15 protein-coding genes and 1 tRNA gene are annotated in these 18,973 nt (G+C 72.7%); 14 read left to right on the forward strand and 2 right to left on the reverse strand.

Annotated elements, in window-relative coordinates; all coding sequences use genetic code 11:
* Positions 1-104 precede the first annotated feature (104 nt).
* Positions 105-812 (reverse strand): transketolase, encoded by a 708-nt coding sequence (locus ACIQNG_RS07880; RefSeq protein WP_401483142.1) that lies wholly within the window; start codon positions 810-812, stop codon positions 105-107.
* A gap of 123 nt (positions 813-935) precedes the next feature.
* Between ACIQNG_RS07880 and ACIQNG_RS07885 the strand changes: the two genes are divergently transcribed.
* The 3 genes from ACIQNG_RS07885 to ACIQNG_RS07895 all read left to right on the forward strand — a co-directional run bounded on the left by ACIQNG_RS07885 (position 936) and on the right by ACIQNG_RS07895 (position 6,694).
* Positions 936-1,009, forward strand: a tRNA-Pro gene (locus ACIQNG_RS07885).
* Positions 1,010-1,422: 413 nt separating this feature from the next.
* The gene (locus ACIQNG_RS07890; protein WP_401483144.1) at positions 1,423-6,228 is read left to right on the forward strand and encodes a DUF6531 domain-containing protein; all 4,806 of its coding nucleotides are present in this window, start codon (positions 1,423-1,425) and stop codon (positions 6,226-6,228) included.
* Positions 6,218-6,694, forward strand: coding sequence for a hypothetical protein (locus ACIQNG_RS07895; RefSeq protein WP_401424457.1), 477 nt, complete (start codon positions 6,218-6,220; stop codon positions 6,692-6,694). Before ACIQNG_RS07890 ends, ACIQNG_RS07895 begins: the two co-directional genes overlap by 11 nt.
* A gap of 116 nt (positions 6,695-6,810) precedes the next feature.
* Here ACIQNG_RS07895 and ACIQNG_RS07900 read toward each other — a convergent pair whose 3' ends face one another.
* Positions 6,811-7,758: a S1 family peptidase gene (locus ACIQNG_RS07900; RefSeq protein ID WP_401483147.1), complete on the reverse strand. Its 948-nt coding sequence runs from the start codon at positions 7,756-7,758 to the stop codon at positions 6,811-6,813.
* Positions 7,759-8,073: 315 nt separating this feature from the next.
* On the opposite strand from ACIQNG_RS07900, the gene ACIQNG_RS07905 reads away from it, so the two are divergent.
* The 11 genes from ACIQNG_RS07905 (at position 8,074) to hypF (ending at position 18,955) form a co-directional block, all read left to right on the forward strand.
* The gene (locus ACIQNG_RS07905; RefSeq protein WP_401483149.1) at positions 8,074-9,162 is read left to right on the forward strand and encodes a hydrogenase expression protein HypE; all 1,089 of its coding nucleotides are present in this window, start codon (positions 8,074-8,076) and stop codon (positions 9,160-9,162) included.
* A 78-nt stretch (positions 9,163-9,240) separates the two neighbouring features.
* On the forward strand, positions 9,241-11,025 hold the full coding sequence (locus ACIQNG_RS07910) for a nickel-dependent hydrogenase large subunit (protein WP_401483150.1): 1,785 nt from the start codon (positions 9,241-9,243) through the stop codon (positions 11,023-11,025).
* Positions 11,022-11,549, forward strand: coding sequence for a hypothetical protein (locus ACIQNG_RS07915; protein WP_401483152.1), 528 nt, complete (start codon positions 11,022-11,024; stop codon positions 11,547-11,549). Before ACIQNG_RS07910 ends, ACIQNG_RS07915 begins: the two co-directional genes overlap by 4 nt.
* Complete coding sequence (locus tag ACIQNG_RS07920; RefSeq protein WP_401483154.1) at positions 11,546-12,235, forward strand: DUF5947 family protein; 690 nt, start codon at positions 11,546-11,548, stop codon at positions 12,233-12,235. The genes ACIQNG_RS07915 and ACIQNG_RS07920 overlap by 4 nt, the downstream gene beginning before the upstream one ends.
* The gene (locus tag ACIQNG_RS07925) at positions 12,232-12,912 is read left to right on the forward strand and encodes a DUF6084 family protein (protein ID WP_401424451.1); all 681 of its coding nucleotides are present in this window, start codon (positions 12,232-12,234) and stop codon (positions 12,910-12,912) included. The genes ACIQNG_RS07920 and ACIQNG_RS07925 overlap by 4 nt, the downstream gene beginning before the upstream one ends.
* Positions 12,909-14,378 (forward strand): hypothetical protein, encoded by a 1,470-nt coding sequence (locus ACIQNG_RS07930; RefSeq protein WP_401483155.1) that lies wholly within the window; start codon positions 12,909-12,911, stop codon positions 14,376-14,378. Before ACIQNG_RS07925 ends, ACIQNG_RS07930 begins: the two co-directional genes overlap by 4 nt.
* Entirely contained in the window at positions 14,375-14,917 is a 543-nt protein-coding gene (locus ACIQNG_RS07935) for a hydrogenase maturation protease (protein ID WP_401483158.1), read from the forward strand. Before ACIQNG_RS07930 ends, ACIQNG_RS07935 begins: the two co-directional genes overlap by 4 nt.
* Positions 14,918-14,927: 10 nt before the next feature.
* Positions 14,928-15,038 carry a DUF6893 family small protein gene (locus ACIQNG_RS07940; RefSeq protein ID WP_401424448.1) on the forward strand — a complete coding sequence of 37 codons (111 nt, stop codon included), beginning with the start codon at positions 14,928-14,930 and terminating at the stop codon, positions 15,036-15,038.
* Positions 15,039-15,290: 252 nt separating this feature from the next.
* Complete coding sequence (locus tag ACIQNG_RS07945) at positions 15,291-15,686, forward strand: hydrogenase maturation nickel metallochaperone HypA (protein ID WP_401424447.1); 396 nt, start codon at positions 15,291-15,293, stop codon at positions 15,684-15,686.
* Positions 15,687-15,689: 3 nt separating this feature from the next.
* Positions 15,690-16,574: a hydrogenase nickel incorporation protein HypB gene (gene hypB, locus ACIQNG_RS07950; protein WP_401483161.1), complete on the forward strand. Its 885-nt coding sequence runs from the start codon at positions 15,690-15,692 to the stop codon at positions 16,572-16,574.
* A complete protein-coding gene (hypF, locus tag ACIQNG_RS07955; RefSeq protein WP_401483163.1) occupies positions 16,571-18,955 on the forward strand; it encodes a carbamoyltransferase HypF in 2,385 nt (794 codons plus the stop codon). The genes hypB and hypF overlap by 4 nt, the downstream gene beginning before the upstream one ends.
* Positions 18,956-18,973: the final 18 nt, after the last annotated feature.

Raw genomic sequence — 18,973 nt, forward strand, 5'->3', positions numbered from 1 at the left:
GGGCTAGAGGCGGAGGGATCGGGTCGGGTGGGTCTGCTCGGCCGGGCCGGATCAGGACCGGGTCGGCCGGATCGGACGGGCCGTGTGGCACAGGAGGCGGATGCTCAGCCGGACCGGGGTTCGACGCGGGCCACGACGGCGTGCGGGCGGCCGGGATGGGGCGTGGTGAAGGCGTCGTGGAGCGCCTCGTGGTCCCGGCCGTCGACGGTGACGGCGGACCAGCCGGCCGCCTCGAACCGGGCGGCGATCCCGCCGGGGAGGCGGTAGGTGGCGGAGGAGTTGTCGACCACGACGGTGTGCAACTGCTCCAGTCCGGCCGGGCCGGCGTAGGCGATGGCCTCGTGGTTGCTGCCCTCGTCGAGTTCGGCGTCGCCGATCAGGGTCCACACGGCCGGTGCGGTGAGCCCCTGGGCCCGCAGGCCGTGCACGGTGCCGACGGCGATCGGCAGACCGTGGCCCAGCGAACCGCTGCCGATCTCCACGCCGGGGATCAGGGTGCGGTCGGGATGGTGGCCGAGGGGGGAGTCGTAGGAGCCGAAGCCGGTCAGCCACTCCACCGGCACGAAGCCCTTCGCGGCGAGTACGGCGTAGTACGCCATCGGTCCGTGCCCCTTGGACAGCAGGAACCGGTCCCGCCCCGGGTCCGCCCGCCGCTCGGGGCCGACGCGCAGGACGCGGTCGTAGAGCACCCACAGCACGTCCAGCGTCGAGGTCGCGGCCGGGCCGTGCTTCTCGTCGCCGGTCATCAGGCTCATCAGCCCGGGCAGGTCGTGGTAGCCGTACGACTCCTGGTGCAGCTCGGTGATCGTCATACCGACGATCGTGCAACCTCAACCAGACTTCAGGTCAAGTCAACCCGTGCGCGACCACCCGGCCGAGTGCGGTATGGTTTCTCTGCGCGTTCAGCCAGGGAAAATCCCAGGTCAGACGGGCAACGGGACGTGGCGCAGCTTGGTAGCGCACTTGACTGGGGGTCAAGGGGTCGCAGGTTCAAATCCTGTCGTCCCGACTGGTGACAGTCGCAGGTCAGGGCCGGTTTCGGAGGAATCCGAAACCGGCCCTTGATCGTTCCTGGGGCCAGAGTCGTGGCGGCGCGGGGGCTCGCGGTCAACCGTGGTGACGATGTCGTCACCATGAGTGGCGTCGTGCGAGTGGGACGGCTGTGGGGGCGCGGTTCTGCGCGGTGCGGTCGACGGCACCCTTGGTGGTCCTTCCCCCCGGCGAGGCGGCCCCGGGCGGGAACGTCGGCGGGCGGGTCATCCCTCATGGTCCGGGCAGTGGGCCGGTCCCGTAGCGGGGGACGCTCGAACGGATGTCGGATGTGTGTTCGACCAAGTGTCGGCGGGAACCGGTCCGGTGGAATCGCCCGTGGTAAAGAAGAGCCTTCTTGGGTCGGGGCGCTGCAACGGGGAGGAAACAGGCATGGGGTACACGATCCCGGGCTGGCTGGACGAGATCCTCGATTTCATCGGGGTCAATTTCCCGAACGTCGACGAGGACGACTACCGCGAGATGGCTGACGCCATGCGGGAGTTCGCCGACAAATTCGAGGAGCGCGGCGGGGACGCGCATCAGGAGATCTCGCGGATTCTGTCCTCCTCGGAGGGCTGGGCGGTCGACGCGTTCGAGAAGCACTGGGACCAGGTGAAGACCAGTCACCTGAAGCAGATCCCGGAACTGGCCCGGCTGTTCGCGGACGCGTGCGACTCCCTCGCCGAGGTCATCTACTGGATGAAGACCAAGGCGGAGACCGAACTGGCCATCATGGCGGGGTCGGTGGGCCTGTCGATCGGGCTCGCCTGGGCGACCGGTGGCCTGTCGGCGCTGCTCGGCGCGGCCCAGATCCAGGCGATGCGGCAGGTGATGAAGCGGATCATCGACGAGGCCGTGGACCGGATCGTCGACGAGGTGATCGCCAAGCTCACCGAGCCGGTCAACGCCAAACTGGAGTCGCTGGTCGAGGACATGGTCCTGGATCTGACCGAGGGCGCCTTCTCCCCGCCACCCGGGAACGGCGGGGACGGCGGCGGTGGGGGCGGCGGAGGCGGCGGCGGAGGCATGAAACTCGCCTCGGCCGGTGACGGCGGGGGCGGACCCGGCAACGGGGGCGGTCAGCCGAAGAACACCCGGATCGACCACACCGAGTTCGAGGACGGCGCGGGCCGGGTCTCCCGGCGGGGCGGTGAACTGAGCCGGGCCGCGGGGGACCCACTGGGCCGGGTGCGGACCGCGTTCGGACGCAGCAAAGGGCGCGACCCCTTCACCCAAGCCTTCGACAGTGTGCTGCACGGCGGGCTCAAAGGCACCGAGAAGGTGCTGGGCCGGGTCGTCACCCACATCACCGACACCGTGCCCGACCGGACGCGGGCCACCTCCCGGCTGCACCGGGGCAATGACATCGACGTCCGCGACCGGGCCAGGAACGTCGACGTCGGCACCCGCCTCAACGGCGGGGACGGGGGCGACGGACGGCCCGGACCGGGCTCCGGCCGACCAGGCGGCACCGACGGGCGACGGCCGGACCCCGACCAGCACCAGCGTTCCCGCGACGCCCGCCCGCTGGGCGCCAAGGAGACCTGCGGCGACCCCATCGACATGGCCACCGGCCAGATGATCCTGGCCCAGACCGACCTGGACCTCCCCGGCGTCCTGCCCTTCGCGCTGCGCCGCACCCATCTGACCGGCTACCCGCACGGACTCGCGTTCGGCCCGTCCTGGGCGTCCACCCTGGACGAACGCCTGGAGCGGGACCCCGGCGGCAAGGGCATGTGGTGGCGCCGCGAGGACGGCTCCAGCCTCTACTACCCCCGTACCCCCGACATCGTCGGCGACCGGGTCGCCCCGGTCGCGGGTGAACGGCTGCCGCTGACCTACGCGACCGAGGGCACGTCGTACGTCCTCGTCGTCCAGGACCCGCGCATCGGTCTGACCCGATACTTCGAACCGGCCGGGACCGCCGACGGCGTCTGGTGGCTGACCCGCGTCGAGGACCGCAACCACAACCACCTCACCGTCGAACGCACCCCCGACGACCGCCTCCTGGAGGTCACCCACTCGGGCGGCTACCGCGTACGGATCACGATGACGAACACAGCGGAGGCAGCGCAGACCACCGCGGCCACGGAGCCGGCACACCCCCGGGTCACCGCCCTCCACCTCCTCACCGACGACGGCCCCGTCCAGATCCGCGGCTACCACTACGACGGTCCCGGCGACCTGACCGAGGTGCGCGACGCCACGGGCACCCCCTTCCGCCTCGACTACGACGCCGCCCACCGGATCAGCGGCTGGCAGGACAGCCAGGGCACCGGGTTCCGCTATGTCTACGACGCCGCCGACCGGGTCGTCGCCACCCACGGCACGGGCGGGATCCTCGACTCCCGGATCCGCTACGCCGGTCCGTACCCGGACGGCACCACCACCGCCACGTACACCGACTCCTTCGGCGACGCCACCACCTACCGGGCCGACGCGCACGGCCGGATCGTCGCGATCACCGATCCGCTCGGGCACACCACCACCCAGAGCTGGGACCACCACGACCGGCTGCTGACCCGCACCGATCCGCTCGGGCACACCCGCAGGTCCACCTACGACGACACCGGCGACCTGGTGGCGTTCGAGCGCGAGGACGGCACCGTCGTCCGGTACACCCACAACGCGCTGCGGCTGCCCACCGAGATCACCCTGGCCGACGGCAGCACCCTGCACAACGCCTACGACCCGCGCGGCAACCTCACCCGGGCGACCGGGGCCGACGGCACCGTCACCCACTACACCCATGACCCGACCGGAGCCGTCGCCTCCGTCACGGACGCCCTCAGCCACACCACCGTCGTGCGCAACGACCCCGCCGGGCTGCCGGTCGCCTTCACCGACCCGCTGGGCGCGACCTGGCGTTCCGAGCGGGACGCGTTCGGCCGGATCCGTGCCCTGACCGATCCGCTCGGCGCGACCACCACGCTGGAGTGGTCCCCGCAGGGCAAGCCGCTGCGGCTGACGACCGCCGACGGTGCCATGGAGACCTGGACCTGGGACGGCGAGGGCAACTGCACGAGCCACACCGACCAGGCCGGTGGCGAGACGCGCTTCGAGTTCGGCCCCTTCGACCTGCCGATCGCGCGCACCGGCCCGGACGGCGCCCGCTACGAGTTCGCGCACGACACGGAGCGCCGCCTCACCGCGGTCACCGCGCCGACCGGTCTCACCTGGCGGTACGCGTACGACGCGACGGGGCGACTGGTCGCGGAGACGGACTTCGACGGCCGACGGGTGGCCTACGGCCATGACGCGGCGGGACGGCTGACCAGCCGGACCACCGCCGACGGCGAGGTCATCCGCTTCCTCCGGGACGGCCTCGGCCGCACCGTCCGCAAGGAGACCGGCCGCCGAGGAACACCGGCAGGATCCACGAAGACCGGCACCACCGGCACCATTGGCACCACCGATGCCGCTGACGCCACCGATGTCGACGGCGGCACGGTGGACTCGGTCACCTCCTTCGCCTTCGGTCCCACCGGCGAACTGGTCCGCGCCACCGGTCCGGACGCCGAGCTGACCTTCGAGTGGGACCGGGCCGGCCGGCTCGTCGCCGAGACCGTCGACGGACGGACCACCCGCCACACCTACGACGCCCTCGGCCGCCGCAGCACCCGTACCACCCCTACCGGCGCCGTCTCCTCCTGGTCGTACGACGCGGCGGGCCAGGTCGCCGAACTGCGCACGGCGGGCCGTACCCTGGCGTTCGCCCATGACCCGGCCGGCCGGGAAGTGGTCCGCCGGATCGGCGACGGGCTGCGGCTGAGCGGCGCGTACGACCCGCTGGGCCGGCTGACCCGGCAGGAGCTGACCGGCCCGGCCGAGCGCACCCTGGTCCGGCGCGACTTCACCTACCGGCCCGACGGACTGCTCACAGCGGTCGACGACCACCGCGCGGGCCGTCGCCGGTTCACCCTGGACCCGGCCGGGCGGATCACCGCCGTCGAGGCGGCGCACTGGCGGGAGTCCTACGCCTACGACATCAGCGGCAACCAGACCCGGGCCGCCTGGCCCTCTGACATGCCCGGTCACGACGCGGTCGGCGAGCGCGTCTACACCGGCACCCGGATCCGCTCGGCGGGCAAGGTGAGCTACGAGCACGACGCCCGGGGGCGGACCGTCGTACGCCGTAGGACCCGGCTCTCGCGCCGGCCCGACGAGTGGCGCTACACCTGGGACGCGGACAGCAGGCTGGTCCGGGTGACGACCCCGGACGGGGTGGTCTGGCGCTACCGGTACGACCCGTTCGGCCGCCGGATCGCCAAGGAGCGGCTCGCCGACGACGGGCGGACGGTGCGGGAGCGGACCGACTTCGTGTGGGACGGCAGCACCCTCGCCGAGCAGACCACCCGGCGGTTCGACACCGAGGCCCCCGTCCCCGCGCTCACCCTGACCTGGGAGCACCGAGGGCTGCGGCCGATCAGCCAGACCGAACGCAAGCACCTGGACGACGCGGAGACCGACGCCCGGTTCTTCGCCATCGTCACCGATCTGGTGGGCACGCCCACGGAACTCGTGGACGAGGACGGCCGGATCGCCTGGCGCACCCGTTCCACGGTGTGGGGCGCGACCACCTGGAACCGGGACGCCGACGCCTACACCCCGCTCCGCTTCCCCGGCCAGTACGCCGACCAGGAGACGGCCCTCCACCACAACCACTTCCGGCACTACGACCCGGACACCGCCCGGTACGTCAGCCCCGACCCGCTCGGTCTGGGCCCGGCGCCCAATCCGGTGACGTATGTGCACAACCCGCATCTGTGGGCCGACCCGCTCGGTCTGGCCTCCGACTACAACCCGGTCTACCCGACCCGGTCCGAGGCGTTCAACCACGCCAGGGACATGGCGGGCGTGCCCAGTTCCTCCCAGCCGATCCGGCAGTGGGAGGTCGGCGGTGATCCGCTCCAGGCGCACCGGGCCAACTACGAGTACCGGCCCTTCGACCCGGCGGCACCCCCGGAGCGTGACCCCCGCCCCGGGTGGGGCCGCTACTACCAGTACGACACCCCGCAGGGCACCCGGGTGATCGCCGAGCACACCGCCGACCCCAAGGCGCCCTATCCGCACTTCCACGCGGGCAAGCCGCAGGACGGCCTGCCCCAGGACGTCAACATGCAGGGCCGGACGTACAAGCAGATCATGCCGAAGCATCACATCTACTACGGACAGGAGCGATGCGGTGGAAAGTAGGTTGCAGCACAAGCTCCGAGAGCGCCGGGAGCGGGCCGCCCTGGAGGCCGTCGAAGCCGGGCTGGGAGCGCTGCTCACCGGTGACGCGCTGGCGGCCGACGCCGTCCCGGAGTGGGCCACCAGGGCGATCGACCGTTCCCGCAGCATCCACACCGAGCCGGACGAACTGCTGCCCGACACCGCCCCACCGGGGGAACTCGACGCCTGGATCGAACGCCTGCTGACCGCCCAGGGGATGGGTGACCGGCTGTATGTGGCGAGCCATGTCGGACTCCGGCCGTGGCTGGAGTGCCAGGTCCCCGCGACCGGCTGGACCGCCCGACTGAGATCCGCCGTCGAGGAGCCGTGGATGTTCCTGTCCGGCCCACCCGGCTCGGATCCCGCCGGCCCCGGTCCGCTCGACCGGCTCGTCATCGTGGCGGAGGCCGAGTACTACTTCGAGGCGTACACGGCCCGCCGGAACTGAGCGACCCACGACCTCCGGCCCGTCACGGCCCGCGGCCCGTCACCTCCCACGGAGGGGGCGGGCCGGCGGTTCGCGGCGCTGGAGCCTCGCCCGGCGCGCGCCCGGGCGAGGCCGGATCAGGTGAGGACGGCGCCGTAGGCGGCGAGGATCTCGTTGATCGGCTGGACGAAGGACGTGCCGCCCGAGGTGCAGTTGCCGGAGCCGCCCGAGAGCACCCCGACGGCCAGCCCCGTCGTGCCGTCCCCGGTGGGGATGAACACCGGGGAGCCGCTGTCGCCCGGCTCGCTGCAGAGAGTGGTGCGGATGAGCCCGTAGACGATATCGCTCCCGCCGTAGTTGACGGTGACGTTGAGGCCGGTGACACCGCCGGCGCGGCAGCCGGTGGCGCCGCCTGCCAGCCGGACGGACTGGCCGACAGCGGGGGTCGCAGGGCCGGTGATGTCGATGATCGTGCCGTTGCAGTTGACCGTTCCGGGCCGGGGCACCGCGGGGTTGGCGTACCGGACGATGCCGTAGTCGTAGCCCGGGTAACGGCTCCCCGCCGTCGGGCCGACGGTCGTGGTGCGAGACGAGTTCGTGTACCAGGTGGGGAAGCCCGCGGTGCAGTGGCCCGCGGTCACGAAGTAGTCGGCGTTGCCGGCCCGTACGTTGAAGCCGGCGGTGCAGCGGCGAGCACTGCTCCAGATCGGCTCGCCGCCCTGGAGGTGCGGCCGGAAGGTGCCGGCGGTGCGCTCGAAGGTGAGGGCGTCGGCCCGGGCGCCCGCGCTCCTGCGCAGCTCCGCCAGCTCGGCGGCCGACACGCGCTCGTCCACCGTGACCAGGACGGTGCCGGTCTCCTGGTCGACACCCCAGGCCGTTCCGGCGATGTCGGCGGCGAGGACGGCGTCGCCCGCGGCTGCGAGATCGGTGGCGCTGAACGTCCGCGGCTGGGCCTGCGCCGTCTGCGGGCCGACCAGCCCCAGTGCGGCGGGCAGGGCGAGCACGGCCAGGGCCGTCAGGGCGGTCACGGGCCGCCGGAAGCGTTGAGCGGTGCGTCTGAGGGGGTGGGTGCGCTTGGTGCTCACGTCTTCCTCCCACGAGGAGCCGGGAACCGGGTGGGACCTACCGCGCAGTAGAGGCATGTCCCTGACAAGGGGCATTCTCTCATCGCACCCGGTGTCGCCAAGGCCGTCTTCAGGCCACCCCTCGGCCGACCCGTCCCGCCCAGGGGTGGGTGGTGACGGGTGGCCCGGTCGGCGGCAGCCCACCGCCTCCGCACGACACCCCCGTCACCGCAACGGCCCTTGTCGACCCCCCATCCCCTCCGAACCTCTGGTACCAAGAAAAACGGACGTCAGAACATCCGCCTTTGTCCCCTACCTCCCTGAGGAGGCGGTCTCATGACTCCGGCCAAGCACAGCAATGTCGAGGACAGACCCGCCAGTGACGTGCCCGCCGATGAGGCGCCCCCGATCCATGTCCTCTGGATCAACGCCGGGCTGAGCTGCGACGGTGACTCGGTGGCGCTGACGGCTGCCATGCAGCCGAGCATCGAGCAGATCGCACTGGGGGTGCTGCCGGGGCTGCCGAAGATCCAGGTCCACTGGCCGCTCATCGACTTCGAGTGCGGCCCGGTCGGTGGCGCGGACACGTTCATCGAGTGGTTCTTCAAGGGGGAGCGGGGCGAGATCGACCCGTTCGTGCTGGTCGTCGAGGGGTCCGTGCCCAACGAGGCGATCAAGCCCGAAGGGTACTGGTGCGGCTTCGGCGACAACCCGGAGACCGGCCAGCCGATCACGACCAGTGAGTGGATCGACCGGCTGGCACCCAAGGCCCTCGCCGTCGTCGCCATCGGCACCTGCGCCACGTACGGCGGCATCCACGCCATGGCGGGCAACCCGACCGGGGCGATGGGGGTGCCGGACTACCTGGGCTGGGACTGGAAGTCGAAGGCGGGCATCCCCATCGTGTGTGTCCCGGGCTGCCCGATCCAGCCCGACAACTTCGCCGAGACCCTCACCTACCTCCTCTACCAGGCGGCGGGCTCGGCCCCGATGATCCCGCTGGACGACAAGCTCCGCCCCACCTGGCTGTTCGGCGCCACCGTGCACGAAGGCTGCGACCGGGCCGGCTACTACGAGCAGGGCGACTTCGCCGACACCTACGACTCGCCCAAGTGCCTGGTGAAACTCGGCTGTTGGGGCCCCGTCGTGAAGTGCAACGTGCCCAAGCGGGGCTGGATGAACGGCATCGGCGGCTGCCCCAACGTCGGCGGCATCTGCATCGCCTGCACCATGCCGGGCTTCCCCGACAAGTTCATGCCGTTCATGGACGAGCCGCCCGGCGCCACCCTCTCCACCAAGGCCAGCGGCGCCTACGGCGCGGTGATCCGCCGGCTGCGGAGCATCACCCAGCAGACCCTCGACAAGGAGCCCAAGTGGCGCCACACCGGCAGTGAGCTGACCACCGGTTACCGGCCGCCATGGTGATCACGCCCGTGTCGCTCCCGTCCCCGGCCCGCACGCACCCCCCGCATCCCCCGCACGCAGAAGGGCACGACTGAGACGATGGCACCGACGACCAAGACGGCCGGAGACGGAAGCGGCCTGACCGAGATGTCCTGGGATCCGATCACCCGGATCGTGGGCAGCCTGGGCATCCACACGAAGATCGACTTCAAGCAGAAGCGGGTCGCCGAGTGCTACAGCACGTCGTCGGTCTTCCGCGGCTACAGCGTCTTCATGCGGGGCAAGGACCCGCGCGACGCGCACTTCATCACCAGCCGCATCTGCGGCATCTGCGGCGACAACCACGCCACCTGCTCGGTGTACGCGCAGAACATGGCGTACGGCGTCAAGCCCCCGCACCTCGGTGAATGGGTCATCAACCTCGGCGAGGCCGCGGAGTACATGTTCGACCACAACATCTTCCAGGAGAACCTGGTCGGGGTCGACTACTGCGAGAAGATGGTCAAGGAGACCAACCCGGGCGTCCTGGACCTCGCCGAGCGCACCGAGGCCCCGCACGCCGGCGAGCACGGCTATCGCACCATCGCGGACATCATGCGCTCCCTCAACCCCATGGAGGGCGAGTTCTACCGCGAGGCCCTCCAGGTCAGCCGCTACACCCGCGAGATGTTCTGTCTCATGGAGGGCCGCCATGTGCACCCCTCCACGCTCTACCCCGGCGGCGTCGGCACCAACGCCTCCGTGCAGCTCTTCACCGACTACCTCAGCCGACTGATGCGCTACGTCGAGTTCATGAAGCGGGTCGTGCCGCTCCACGACGACCTGTTCGACTTCTTCTACGAGGCCCTGCCCGGGTACGAGGAGGTCGGCCGCCGGCGTGTCCTGCTCGGCTGCTGGGGCGCGCTCAACGACCCCGAGCACTGTGACTTCACGTACGCCAACATGACCGACTGGGGCCGGCGCATGTTCGTCACCCCCGGCGTCGTCGTGGACGGCAAACTCGTCACCACCGACCTCACCGAGATCAACCTCGGCATCCGCATCCTGCTGGGCAGCTCCTACTACGAGGACTGGCAGGGCCAGGAACAGTTCGTCACCCACGACCCGCTCGGCAACCCGGTCGACCCGCGCCACCCGTGGAACCAGCACACCATCCCGGCCCCGCAGAAGCGCGACTTCGGCGACAAGTACAGCTGGGTGATGTCGCCGCGCTGGTTCGACGGCAAGGACCACCTGGCGCTGGACACCGGCGGCGGCCCCATCGCCCGGCTGTGGGCCACCGCCCTGGCCGGCCTGGTCGACACCGGCGGCGTCAAGGCCACCGGGCACAGCGTCGTCATCAACCTGCCGCGCACCATGACCCGGCCCGAGACCACCTTCGAGTGGAAGATCCCCCGGTGGAGCAACGCCCTGGAACGCAACCGCGCGCGCAGCTACTTCCAGGCGTACACCGCCGCCCTCGCCCTGCACTTCGCGGAGAAGGGCCTCGAAGAGGTCCGCGCCGGACGCACCCAGACCTGGGAGAAGTTCGAGGTCCCCGACGAGAGCATCGGCGTCGGATTCACCGAGGCGGTCCGCGGTGTCCTCTCCCACCACATGGTGATCCGGGACGGCAAGATCGCCAACTACCACCCCTATCCGCCCACCCCGTGGAACGCCAGCGTCCGCGACCCCTACGGCACCCCCGGCCCCTACGAGGACGCCGTGCAGAACACCCCCATCTTCGAGGAGAACCCGCCGGACACCTTCAAGGGCATCGACATCATGCGCGCCGTGCGCAGCTTTGACCCCTGTCTGCCGTGCGGAGTCCACATGTACGTCGGCGGCGGCCGGACCGTACAGAAGATGCACGTACCCACCGGCCTGAGCGGACTGGGCGGATGAGCGGCGCCCCCGCCCACGCGGAACGGGCCGGCCGGCGCGTCGAGGAGGCACTCGACCGGCTGTCCGCCACCGGCGACGCGGACGCCGTCGCCGCGGGCGAGGAACTGGTCCGCTCCCTCATGGAGTTCTACGGCGCCGGACTCGCCCGGATCCGCGACCTGCTGTCGCCCCCCGGGAACCGGAACCCCCTGGACCTGCTCAGTGACGAACTGGTGGCGAGTCTGCTGCTCCTGCACGACCTGCACCCCGAGGACGTGACCGCGCGGGTCCACCGCGCCCTGGAACAGATCGGCGACGGCGTCGAGATCGTGGGGCTCGACGCGGCGACCGGGACGCTGCGGCTGCGCGCGGTGGCCGCCGGGGGCTGCGGCTGCGCCGTCGGCACCTCCGACGTACGGAGCCGGGCCGAAGAGGCGCTCGCCCACTTCGCCCCCGAGGTCACCACCGTGGAACTGGACACCGAACCCGCCCCGCGCGAGCCCGCCCTGCTCCAGATCGGCATCCGCCCCGGAGCCGGCGCATGAACGCGTCCCCCGCCACGGACACCCTCCCGGGCAAGGACCCCGCCCCCGCCCCACCGACCCGCCCCGACCACGGACTGCGACGCTTCCTGACCGATCGACCCCCACAGCCGCAGCGGTGCGGACTGTGCGCGACACCGGTGGCGGACAGCGGCCACCGCCACCTGGTCGACACCGAACAGCGGTCCCTGATGTGCGCCTGCCCGTCCTGCTTCCTGCTGATGGAACAACCCGGCGCCGGCGGCGGCCGGTTCCGTCCGGTGCCCGACCGCTGGCTCACCGACCCGGCCCACCACCTGGACGACAGCACCTGGGACCGGCTGCGGATCCCGGTCGGTGTCGCGTTCTTCTTCCGCAACGCGCCCCTCGACCGGCTCGTCGCCCTCTACCCCAGCCCGGCCGGAGCCACCGAGAGCGAACTCGACCCGGAGACCTGGAACGCGGTCCTCGGCCGCAGCGCCCTCGCCCGCGTGCTCCGCGACGACGTGGAGGCGCTGCTGCTGCGCCGCACCGGTGACGGCTGCCGCTGCTACCTGGTGCCCATCGACGCCTGCTACGAACTCGTTGGCCGCATGCGGATGCTGTGGCAGGGCTTCGACGGCGGAGCCGAGGCCCGGGCCGCCCTGGACACCTTCTTCGCCCGGACCGAGGACCGCGCCCGGCCCCTGAACCCGGAGGACCGGCCGTGAGCGCACTCACCTTCCACTGCACCGGAGTGCGCGCCGACCGCTACGCGGCCGGGCCCACCCTGGTGTTCCGGCTGCGCGTCACCACCTCCGACGACGAACCCGTGCACGCCCTCGCGCTGCGCTGCCAGATCCGCGTCGAACCCGCCCGGCGCGGCTACGACCGGCCCGAGACCGACGCCCTCGTGGACCTGTTCGGCGAACCCTCCGGCTGGGGACGCACCCTCCAGCCCTTCCAGTTCGCGGAGATCCCGGTGATGGTGCCCGGCTTCACCCGGGAGACCGAGACGGACCTCACCGTGCCCTGCACCTACGACATGGACATCGCCGCCACCCGCTACCTGTCCGCCCTCGGCGACGGGGACGTACCGCTGCTGATGCTCTTCTCCGGCACCGCGTTCACCGGAACGGGCGGCTTCCGCGTCGTACCCGTGCCCTGGGACCGCGAGGCCGCCTTCCGGATGCCCGTCGCGACCTGGCGCGAGATGATCGAGCAGCACTTCCCCGGCTGCGGCTGGATCCGGCTGCCCCGCGACACGATGGACGCCCTGCTCGCCCACCGCTCACGGCGGGCACTGCCCTCCTGGGAGGCGACCGTCCGCGATCTGCTCACCCGGGCCCAGGACGGCCCCGCCCCCGGAGCCGCCCTCACCGGCACGACCGGAAGGACCGCTCCGTGAGCGTGACCACCTTCGCCCCGCACACCGAGGCCCGGCTCTCCCTCGCCCGGAAAGTCGCCGACGCCGTCCTCTTCGAGGGCTATGTGCTCTACCCCTACCGCGCCTCGGCCGCGAAGAACCGGCTGCGCTGGCAGTTCGGCGTGCTGGTGCCGCCCGGCTGGGGCGCCGACAGCCAGGAACACTCCTTCCAGCACACCGAATGCCTGCTGGAACCGAAGACGGGCGCCACCCTCGCCGTGGAACTGCGCTTCCTGCGCGCCCGCCGCCGCACCGTCGAGCGGGCCCGCGAGGACGGCGGGTTCGAACCGGTTCCCGAACTGCGCCTGGCGGACCGGGTGCTGGTCCCCTGGGACGAGGGGGTGGAGGAACGCGTCGAGGCCGTCGTCCCGGTCGCCGAACTCCTCGCCGGAGAAGTCACCATCCCCTTCGAACGGCCCGCGGGCACCGAGCGGGAGACCGTCCTGGACGAGGAGGGCCGGACGGTCGGCCGTACCCTCCACCGCCACGAACCACTCGCCGGCCGGCTGCGGCTCAGGGCCCCCGAACTCGACGGGCCCTACCGGGTCGTACGGCTGACCGCCGTCGTCGAGAACACCAGCGACTGGATCCCGCCCTCCGGCCGCGCCCACGACCGGGACACGGCCCTGCCGCGCTCCCTGGTGGCCGCCCATCTGCTCATGGCCGTCGACCGGGGGGCGTTCCTGTCGATGACCGACCCCCCGCAGTGGGCGAAGAGCGCGGTGGCGGCCTGCCGCAACCTCCACACCTGGCCGGTCCTCGCCGGTGAGCCCGGCCGCGCGGACGTCGTCCTCTCCTCACCGATCATCCTGGAGGACCACCCCGCGATCGCCCCCGAGAGCCCCGGAGCGCTCTACGACGCGACCGAGATCGACGAGATCCTCGCGCTGCGCACCGCCGCCCTCACCGACGAGGAGAAGCGCGAGGCCCGGGGCACCGACCAGCGGGCCGCCGCCGTGATCGACCTGGCGGACTCCCTGCCCCCCGAGGTGATGGAACGCCTGCACGGCGCGATCCGCGGCCTGCGCGAGGCGACCGCGCCCACGGGGGCGACCGCGCCCACCGCGACGACCGCGCCTGTCGCGACGACCGTGGCGGCGGCCGGGTTCCCCGACGAGCACGGTGTGCCGCAGCCCGACACCCCCTGGTGGGACCCCGCGAGCGACCGCGGCTTCGACCCCGCCCACGACAGCGTCCTGGTGGACGGCCGGCCGGCGAGCGCGGGCAGCCGGCTCGTGCTCAACCCCGGACTGCGCCGCACGGACGCCCAGGACCTCTTCCTCCACGGCCGTACCGCGACGGTCGAAGCCGTGCTGCACGACGTGGACGGCGTCGTGCACCTGGCCGTCGTCGCGGACGGCGACCCGGGCGCCGACCTGCGCCGCGAACAGGGCCGCTACCTGTACTTCCAGCCCGACGAACTTTCCTGGCCCCCGGAGGCGACATGAGCACCGCCCCGACGGCCGGCCGGGTGCTCGTCGCGGGCATCGGCAACGTCTTCCTCGGCGACGACGGCTTCGGCGTGGCCACCGCCCGCGCCCTGGCCGCCCGCCCGCTGCCCCCGCACGTCGAGGTCGTGGACATCGGCGTACGCGGCGTGCACCTCGCCTACCAGCTGCTCGACGGCTACGACACCCTGATCCTGGTCGACGCCACCGCCCGCGGCCACCCGCCGGGCACCCTCTACGTCATCGAGCACGACGACGAGTCCCTGGTCACCGGGGCGGCGGGCGCACCGCTGGACGGCCACCGCATGACCCCGGACGCCGTGCTCGCCCTGCTCGGGACCCTGTGCGCCGGCACCGGCGGACAGCCACCGCGCCGCACGCTCGTCGTGGGCTGCGAACCCGCCCGCATCGAGGAGCGGATGGAGCTGAGCGGGCCCGTGTCCGACGCCGTACCGCGGGCCGTACGGCTCGTCGAGGAACTGCTCGCCGCCGCCCCGGAACCCGAGCCTTGTCCGTCGGCGGGCGAAGCCGCGAAATGAGGAGACAGGCATGAACAAGTTGGTCGTCGCCGCCCTGGCCACCGCGGTCGCCGCGGCTGCCGCGGTCCTGGTGCAGTCCCTGCCCGACCTCCGGCGCTATCTGCGCATCCGCAGCATGTGACACCGCCGGTCGCGACTCCGGACGGCTCCGGCCGACTCCGGACCGGGCGGTTCCGGACGGTTCCGGACGGTGCCGAACGGCTCCGCTGCGGCAGAGGAGGCGCGCCGCTGCGGCAAACGACGTACGCGGCCGGACCCGGCGGCGTGCCGGTCCACCGGCCCCGCCCCCCGTACCTCTAATGGGAGCCGAGCCACGCGCGCGCCCCGCGCCGCGCGGTCCGCGCCCGCACGGCCCGCGCAGGGACGGAGACAGATGCACGAGATGTCCATCGCGCTGGCGGTGATCGAGCAGGTGGAGGAGGCGGCCGAACGGGCCGGTGGTGTCACCGCGGTGCGCTCGGTGCGGCTCCGGGTGGGCGAACTCGCCGGTGTCGTGCCCGACGCCCTCGCCTTCTCCTTCGAACTCGCCTGTGCCGGCACCCTGCTGGACGGCGCCGAACTGATCACCGACCCGGTCCCCGGGCGGGCCCGCTGTGCGCCCTGCGACCATGAATGGGCCGCCGGGATGCCGCCCCGGCTGACCTGCCCGCGGTGCCTCGGTTCGAGCACCGACCTGCTGTCCGGGCGTGAACTGTGCATCGCCGGGGTGCGCTGGGAGGACGGCACCGCGTCGCCCCCCACCCGTGAACCGAGTGTCGAGGAGCGCTGAACCATGTGCCGTGCGGTGGATCTGCACCAGTCCGTGCTCGCCCGGAACGACGAGTCCGCGCACGCCCTGCGCGCGCGGCTCACGGCCCGCGGCACCACGGTCGTCAATCTGCTCTCCAGTCCGGGCAGCGGCAAGACCGCCCTGCTGGAGCATGAGCTGACCCTGGCGCGCGAGCGGTCCGTGCCCGTGGCCGCGCTCACCGCCGACCTCGCCACCGACAACGACGCGGCACGGCTGGCCCGTTCGGGCGTCCCGGTCCGGCAGATCCTCACCGACGGGCTCTGCCACCTGGAGGCGGGCATGCTCGGCCGGTATCTGGAGGGCTGGCTGCCGCGGCCCACGAGGCTGCTGTTCGTGGAGAACGTCGGCAACCTCGTCTGCCCGGCCTCCTACGACCTCGGCGAGACCCTGCGGGTGGTCCTCGCGTCCGTGACGGAGGGCGAGGACAAACCGCTGAAGTACCCGACCGCGTTCGGCCTCGCCCATCTCGTGGTCGTCACCAAGACCGACATCGCCGAGGCGGTGGACTTCGACGAGGCGGCGTTCCGCGCCCATGTCCAGCAGGTCAATCCGGGCGTCGAGGTGCTGCTCACCTCGGTACGCCGCCAGGTGGGGCTCGGCACCCTGCTGGACCGGGCGCTGTCCGCCGCCGAGACGGGCGCCCCGCCGCACACCCCGGTCATGGCCGCCCGCCCGCACGACCACGCCGACCACGCAGGCCACGCCCGGCCTGGGGAGCACACCGGTCACACCGGTCACACCGATACCGCCGATCACACCGAGCACGCCCGGCCCGCCGATCACGGCGATCCCGCCGAGCACGGCGGCCAGGCCGAGCACGCCCACCCCGCCGGGCACCCCCACACCCCGGTCTCCTCCCGGTCGTGAGCCGTCCCGGGGCCGGAGACGGGACGATCCTGCGGCGCCGGGTCCTCGTCAGCGGGGTGGTCCAGGGCGTCGGCTTCCGACCGTACGTCCACGGCCTCGCCACCTCGCTCGGCCTGCGGGGACACGTGGCCAACACACCGGGCGGGGTGGTCGTGGAGGTCGAAGGGGTCCGCGCCACCGTCGACCGGTTCTGCGGCCGGCTCGCGCCCGACGCCCCGCCACTGGCCCGCGTCGACCAGGTCGAGCAGCAGGACCTGCCCGCCACCGGCGACGACCTGTTCACCATCCTCGCCTCCCGGCCCGGCGCCCCCGGCGGGGCCCTGATCCCCCCGGACACCGCGACCTGCGCGGCCTGTCTGAGCGAACTGGCCGACCCCGCCGACCGGCGCCACCGCCACCCCTTCATCAACTGCACCTACTGCGGCCCCCGCTTCACGATCGTCACCGGTCTGCCCTACGACCGCGCCCACACCACGATGGCCGGCTTCCCGCTCTGCCCGCACTGCGCCCGCGAGTACGCCGACCCCGCCGACCGGCGCTTCCACGCCCAGCCGGTCGCCTGCCCGCGGTGCGGCCCACGGCTGCGGCTCCTGATCCGCCCTCAGCGGACCGACGCCGCCCCCCGGGAGGCCGCCGGCGCGGACCCGGTGACCGAGGCGCGGCGCCTGCTGGCGGCGGGCGCGGTGCTCGCCGTGAAGGGGCTGGGCGGCTACCACCTCGTCTGTGACGCCACCGACCCCGACGCCGTCGCGCTGCTGCGCCGCCGCAAGGCCAGGGGCGACAAACCCTTCGCGCTCATGGCCCGCACCGCGGACGACCTCGCCCACCTGGTGTCCCTGAGCGCCGCCGAACGCGCGCTGCTCGCCGCTCCGGCCCGCCCCATCGTCCTGCTGCGCCGCCGCGCCGAACCCGGACCGGGGTGCCCCGGCCCGGTGCGGGAGGTCGCCCCCGGCAGTCCCGACCTGGGCGTCATGCTGCCCTACACCCCGCTGCACCATCTGCTGCTGGGCCTGCCGCACGACCCCGACGGGCCCCGGCTGCTCGTCATGACCAGCGGCAACGTGTCCGGCGAACCGATCGTCACCGACGACCGGGAGGCCCTGGAACGGCTCGCGCACCTCGCCGACGCCTGGCTCACCCACGACCGGCCGATCCAGGTCCCCTGCGACGACTCCGTGGTGCGGATCTGCGACGGGGAACCGCTGATCGTACGCCGCGCCCGCGGCTACGCCCCGCTGCCCCTGGACCTGCCCCTGCCGGTACGCCCGGCCCTCGCGGTCGGCGGCGACCTGAAGAACACCTTCTGCCTCGGCGCGGGCCGCAGGGCGTGGCTGTCCGCGCACATCGGCGACATGGACGACGCCGCCACCCACCGCTCCTTCGCACACGCCGTCGCCCAACTGGAGGCGATCACCCCGGTACGGCCCGACCTGCTGGCCGCCGACCGGCACCCCGGGTACCGCTCCGCCCGCTGGGCCCTCGGCCACGCCGCGGGTCGCCCGGTGGTCCGGGTCCAGCACCATCACGCCCATGTCGCCGCCGCGATGGCCGAACACGGACTCGACGGCACCCGGCCCGTCCTCGGCGTCGCCTTCGACGGCACCGGCTACGGCGACGACGGAGCGGTGTGGGGCGGAGAGTTCCTGCTCGCGGACTACACGGGCTACACCCGCCTGGCGCATCTGGCCTACGTCCCCCTCCCCGGCGGCGACGCCGCGGTCCGCCGGCCCTACCGCATGGCCCTGGCCCATCTGTACGCGGCCGGCCTCGACTGGTCCCCGGACCTCCCCTGCACCCGGGCCTGCCCGCCCGACGAACTCCGGGTGCTCGCCCGGCAGGTGGAGCGCGGGATCAACGCCGTGCCCACCTCCAGCATGGGCCGGCTCTTCGACGCGGTGTCCTCCCTCACCGGCGTCTGCCACCACGCCGGATACGAGGCCCAGGCCGCCGTGGAACTGGAGGCCACGGCCCTGTCCGCCCCCGCCACGGACACCGCCCACTACACCTTCGCCGTACGCGAGCCGACCCACGGCGAAGGCCCGCTGCGCGCCGACCCGGCCCCCGTGCTGGCCGCGATCGTGGGCGACCTCCGCGACGGTGTGCCCACCGCGCTGATCGCCGCCCGCTTCCACCGGGCCGTCACCGACCTCGTGCACCGTGTCTGCCTGCGGGCCCGGCACCGCCACGACGTGCACACCGTCGCCCTCACCGGCGGCGTGTTCCTCAACACCCTGCTCTCCTCGGCCTGCGCCGCGGCCCTGACCGCGGACGGCTTCACGGTGCTGCGCCACCATCTGGTGCCCCCGGGCGACGGGGGCCTGGCCCTCGGACAGCTGATGGTCGCCGCCCGGACCGCCGGGCCGGGGACGAGGGCCCCCTGACGATCCATGTCCGACCCA

It is taken from the genome of Streptomyces sp. NPDC091377 (assembly GCF_044757045.1).
Classification (GTDB): Bacteria; Actinomycetota; Actinomycetes; order Streptomycetales; family Streptomycetaceae; genus Streptomyces.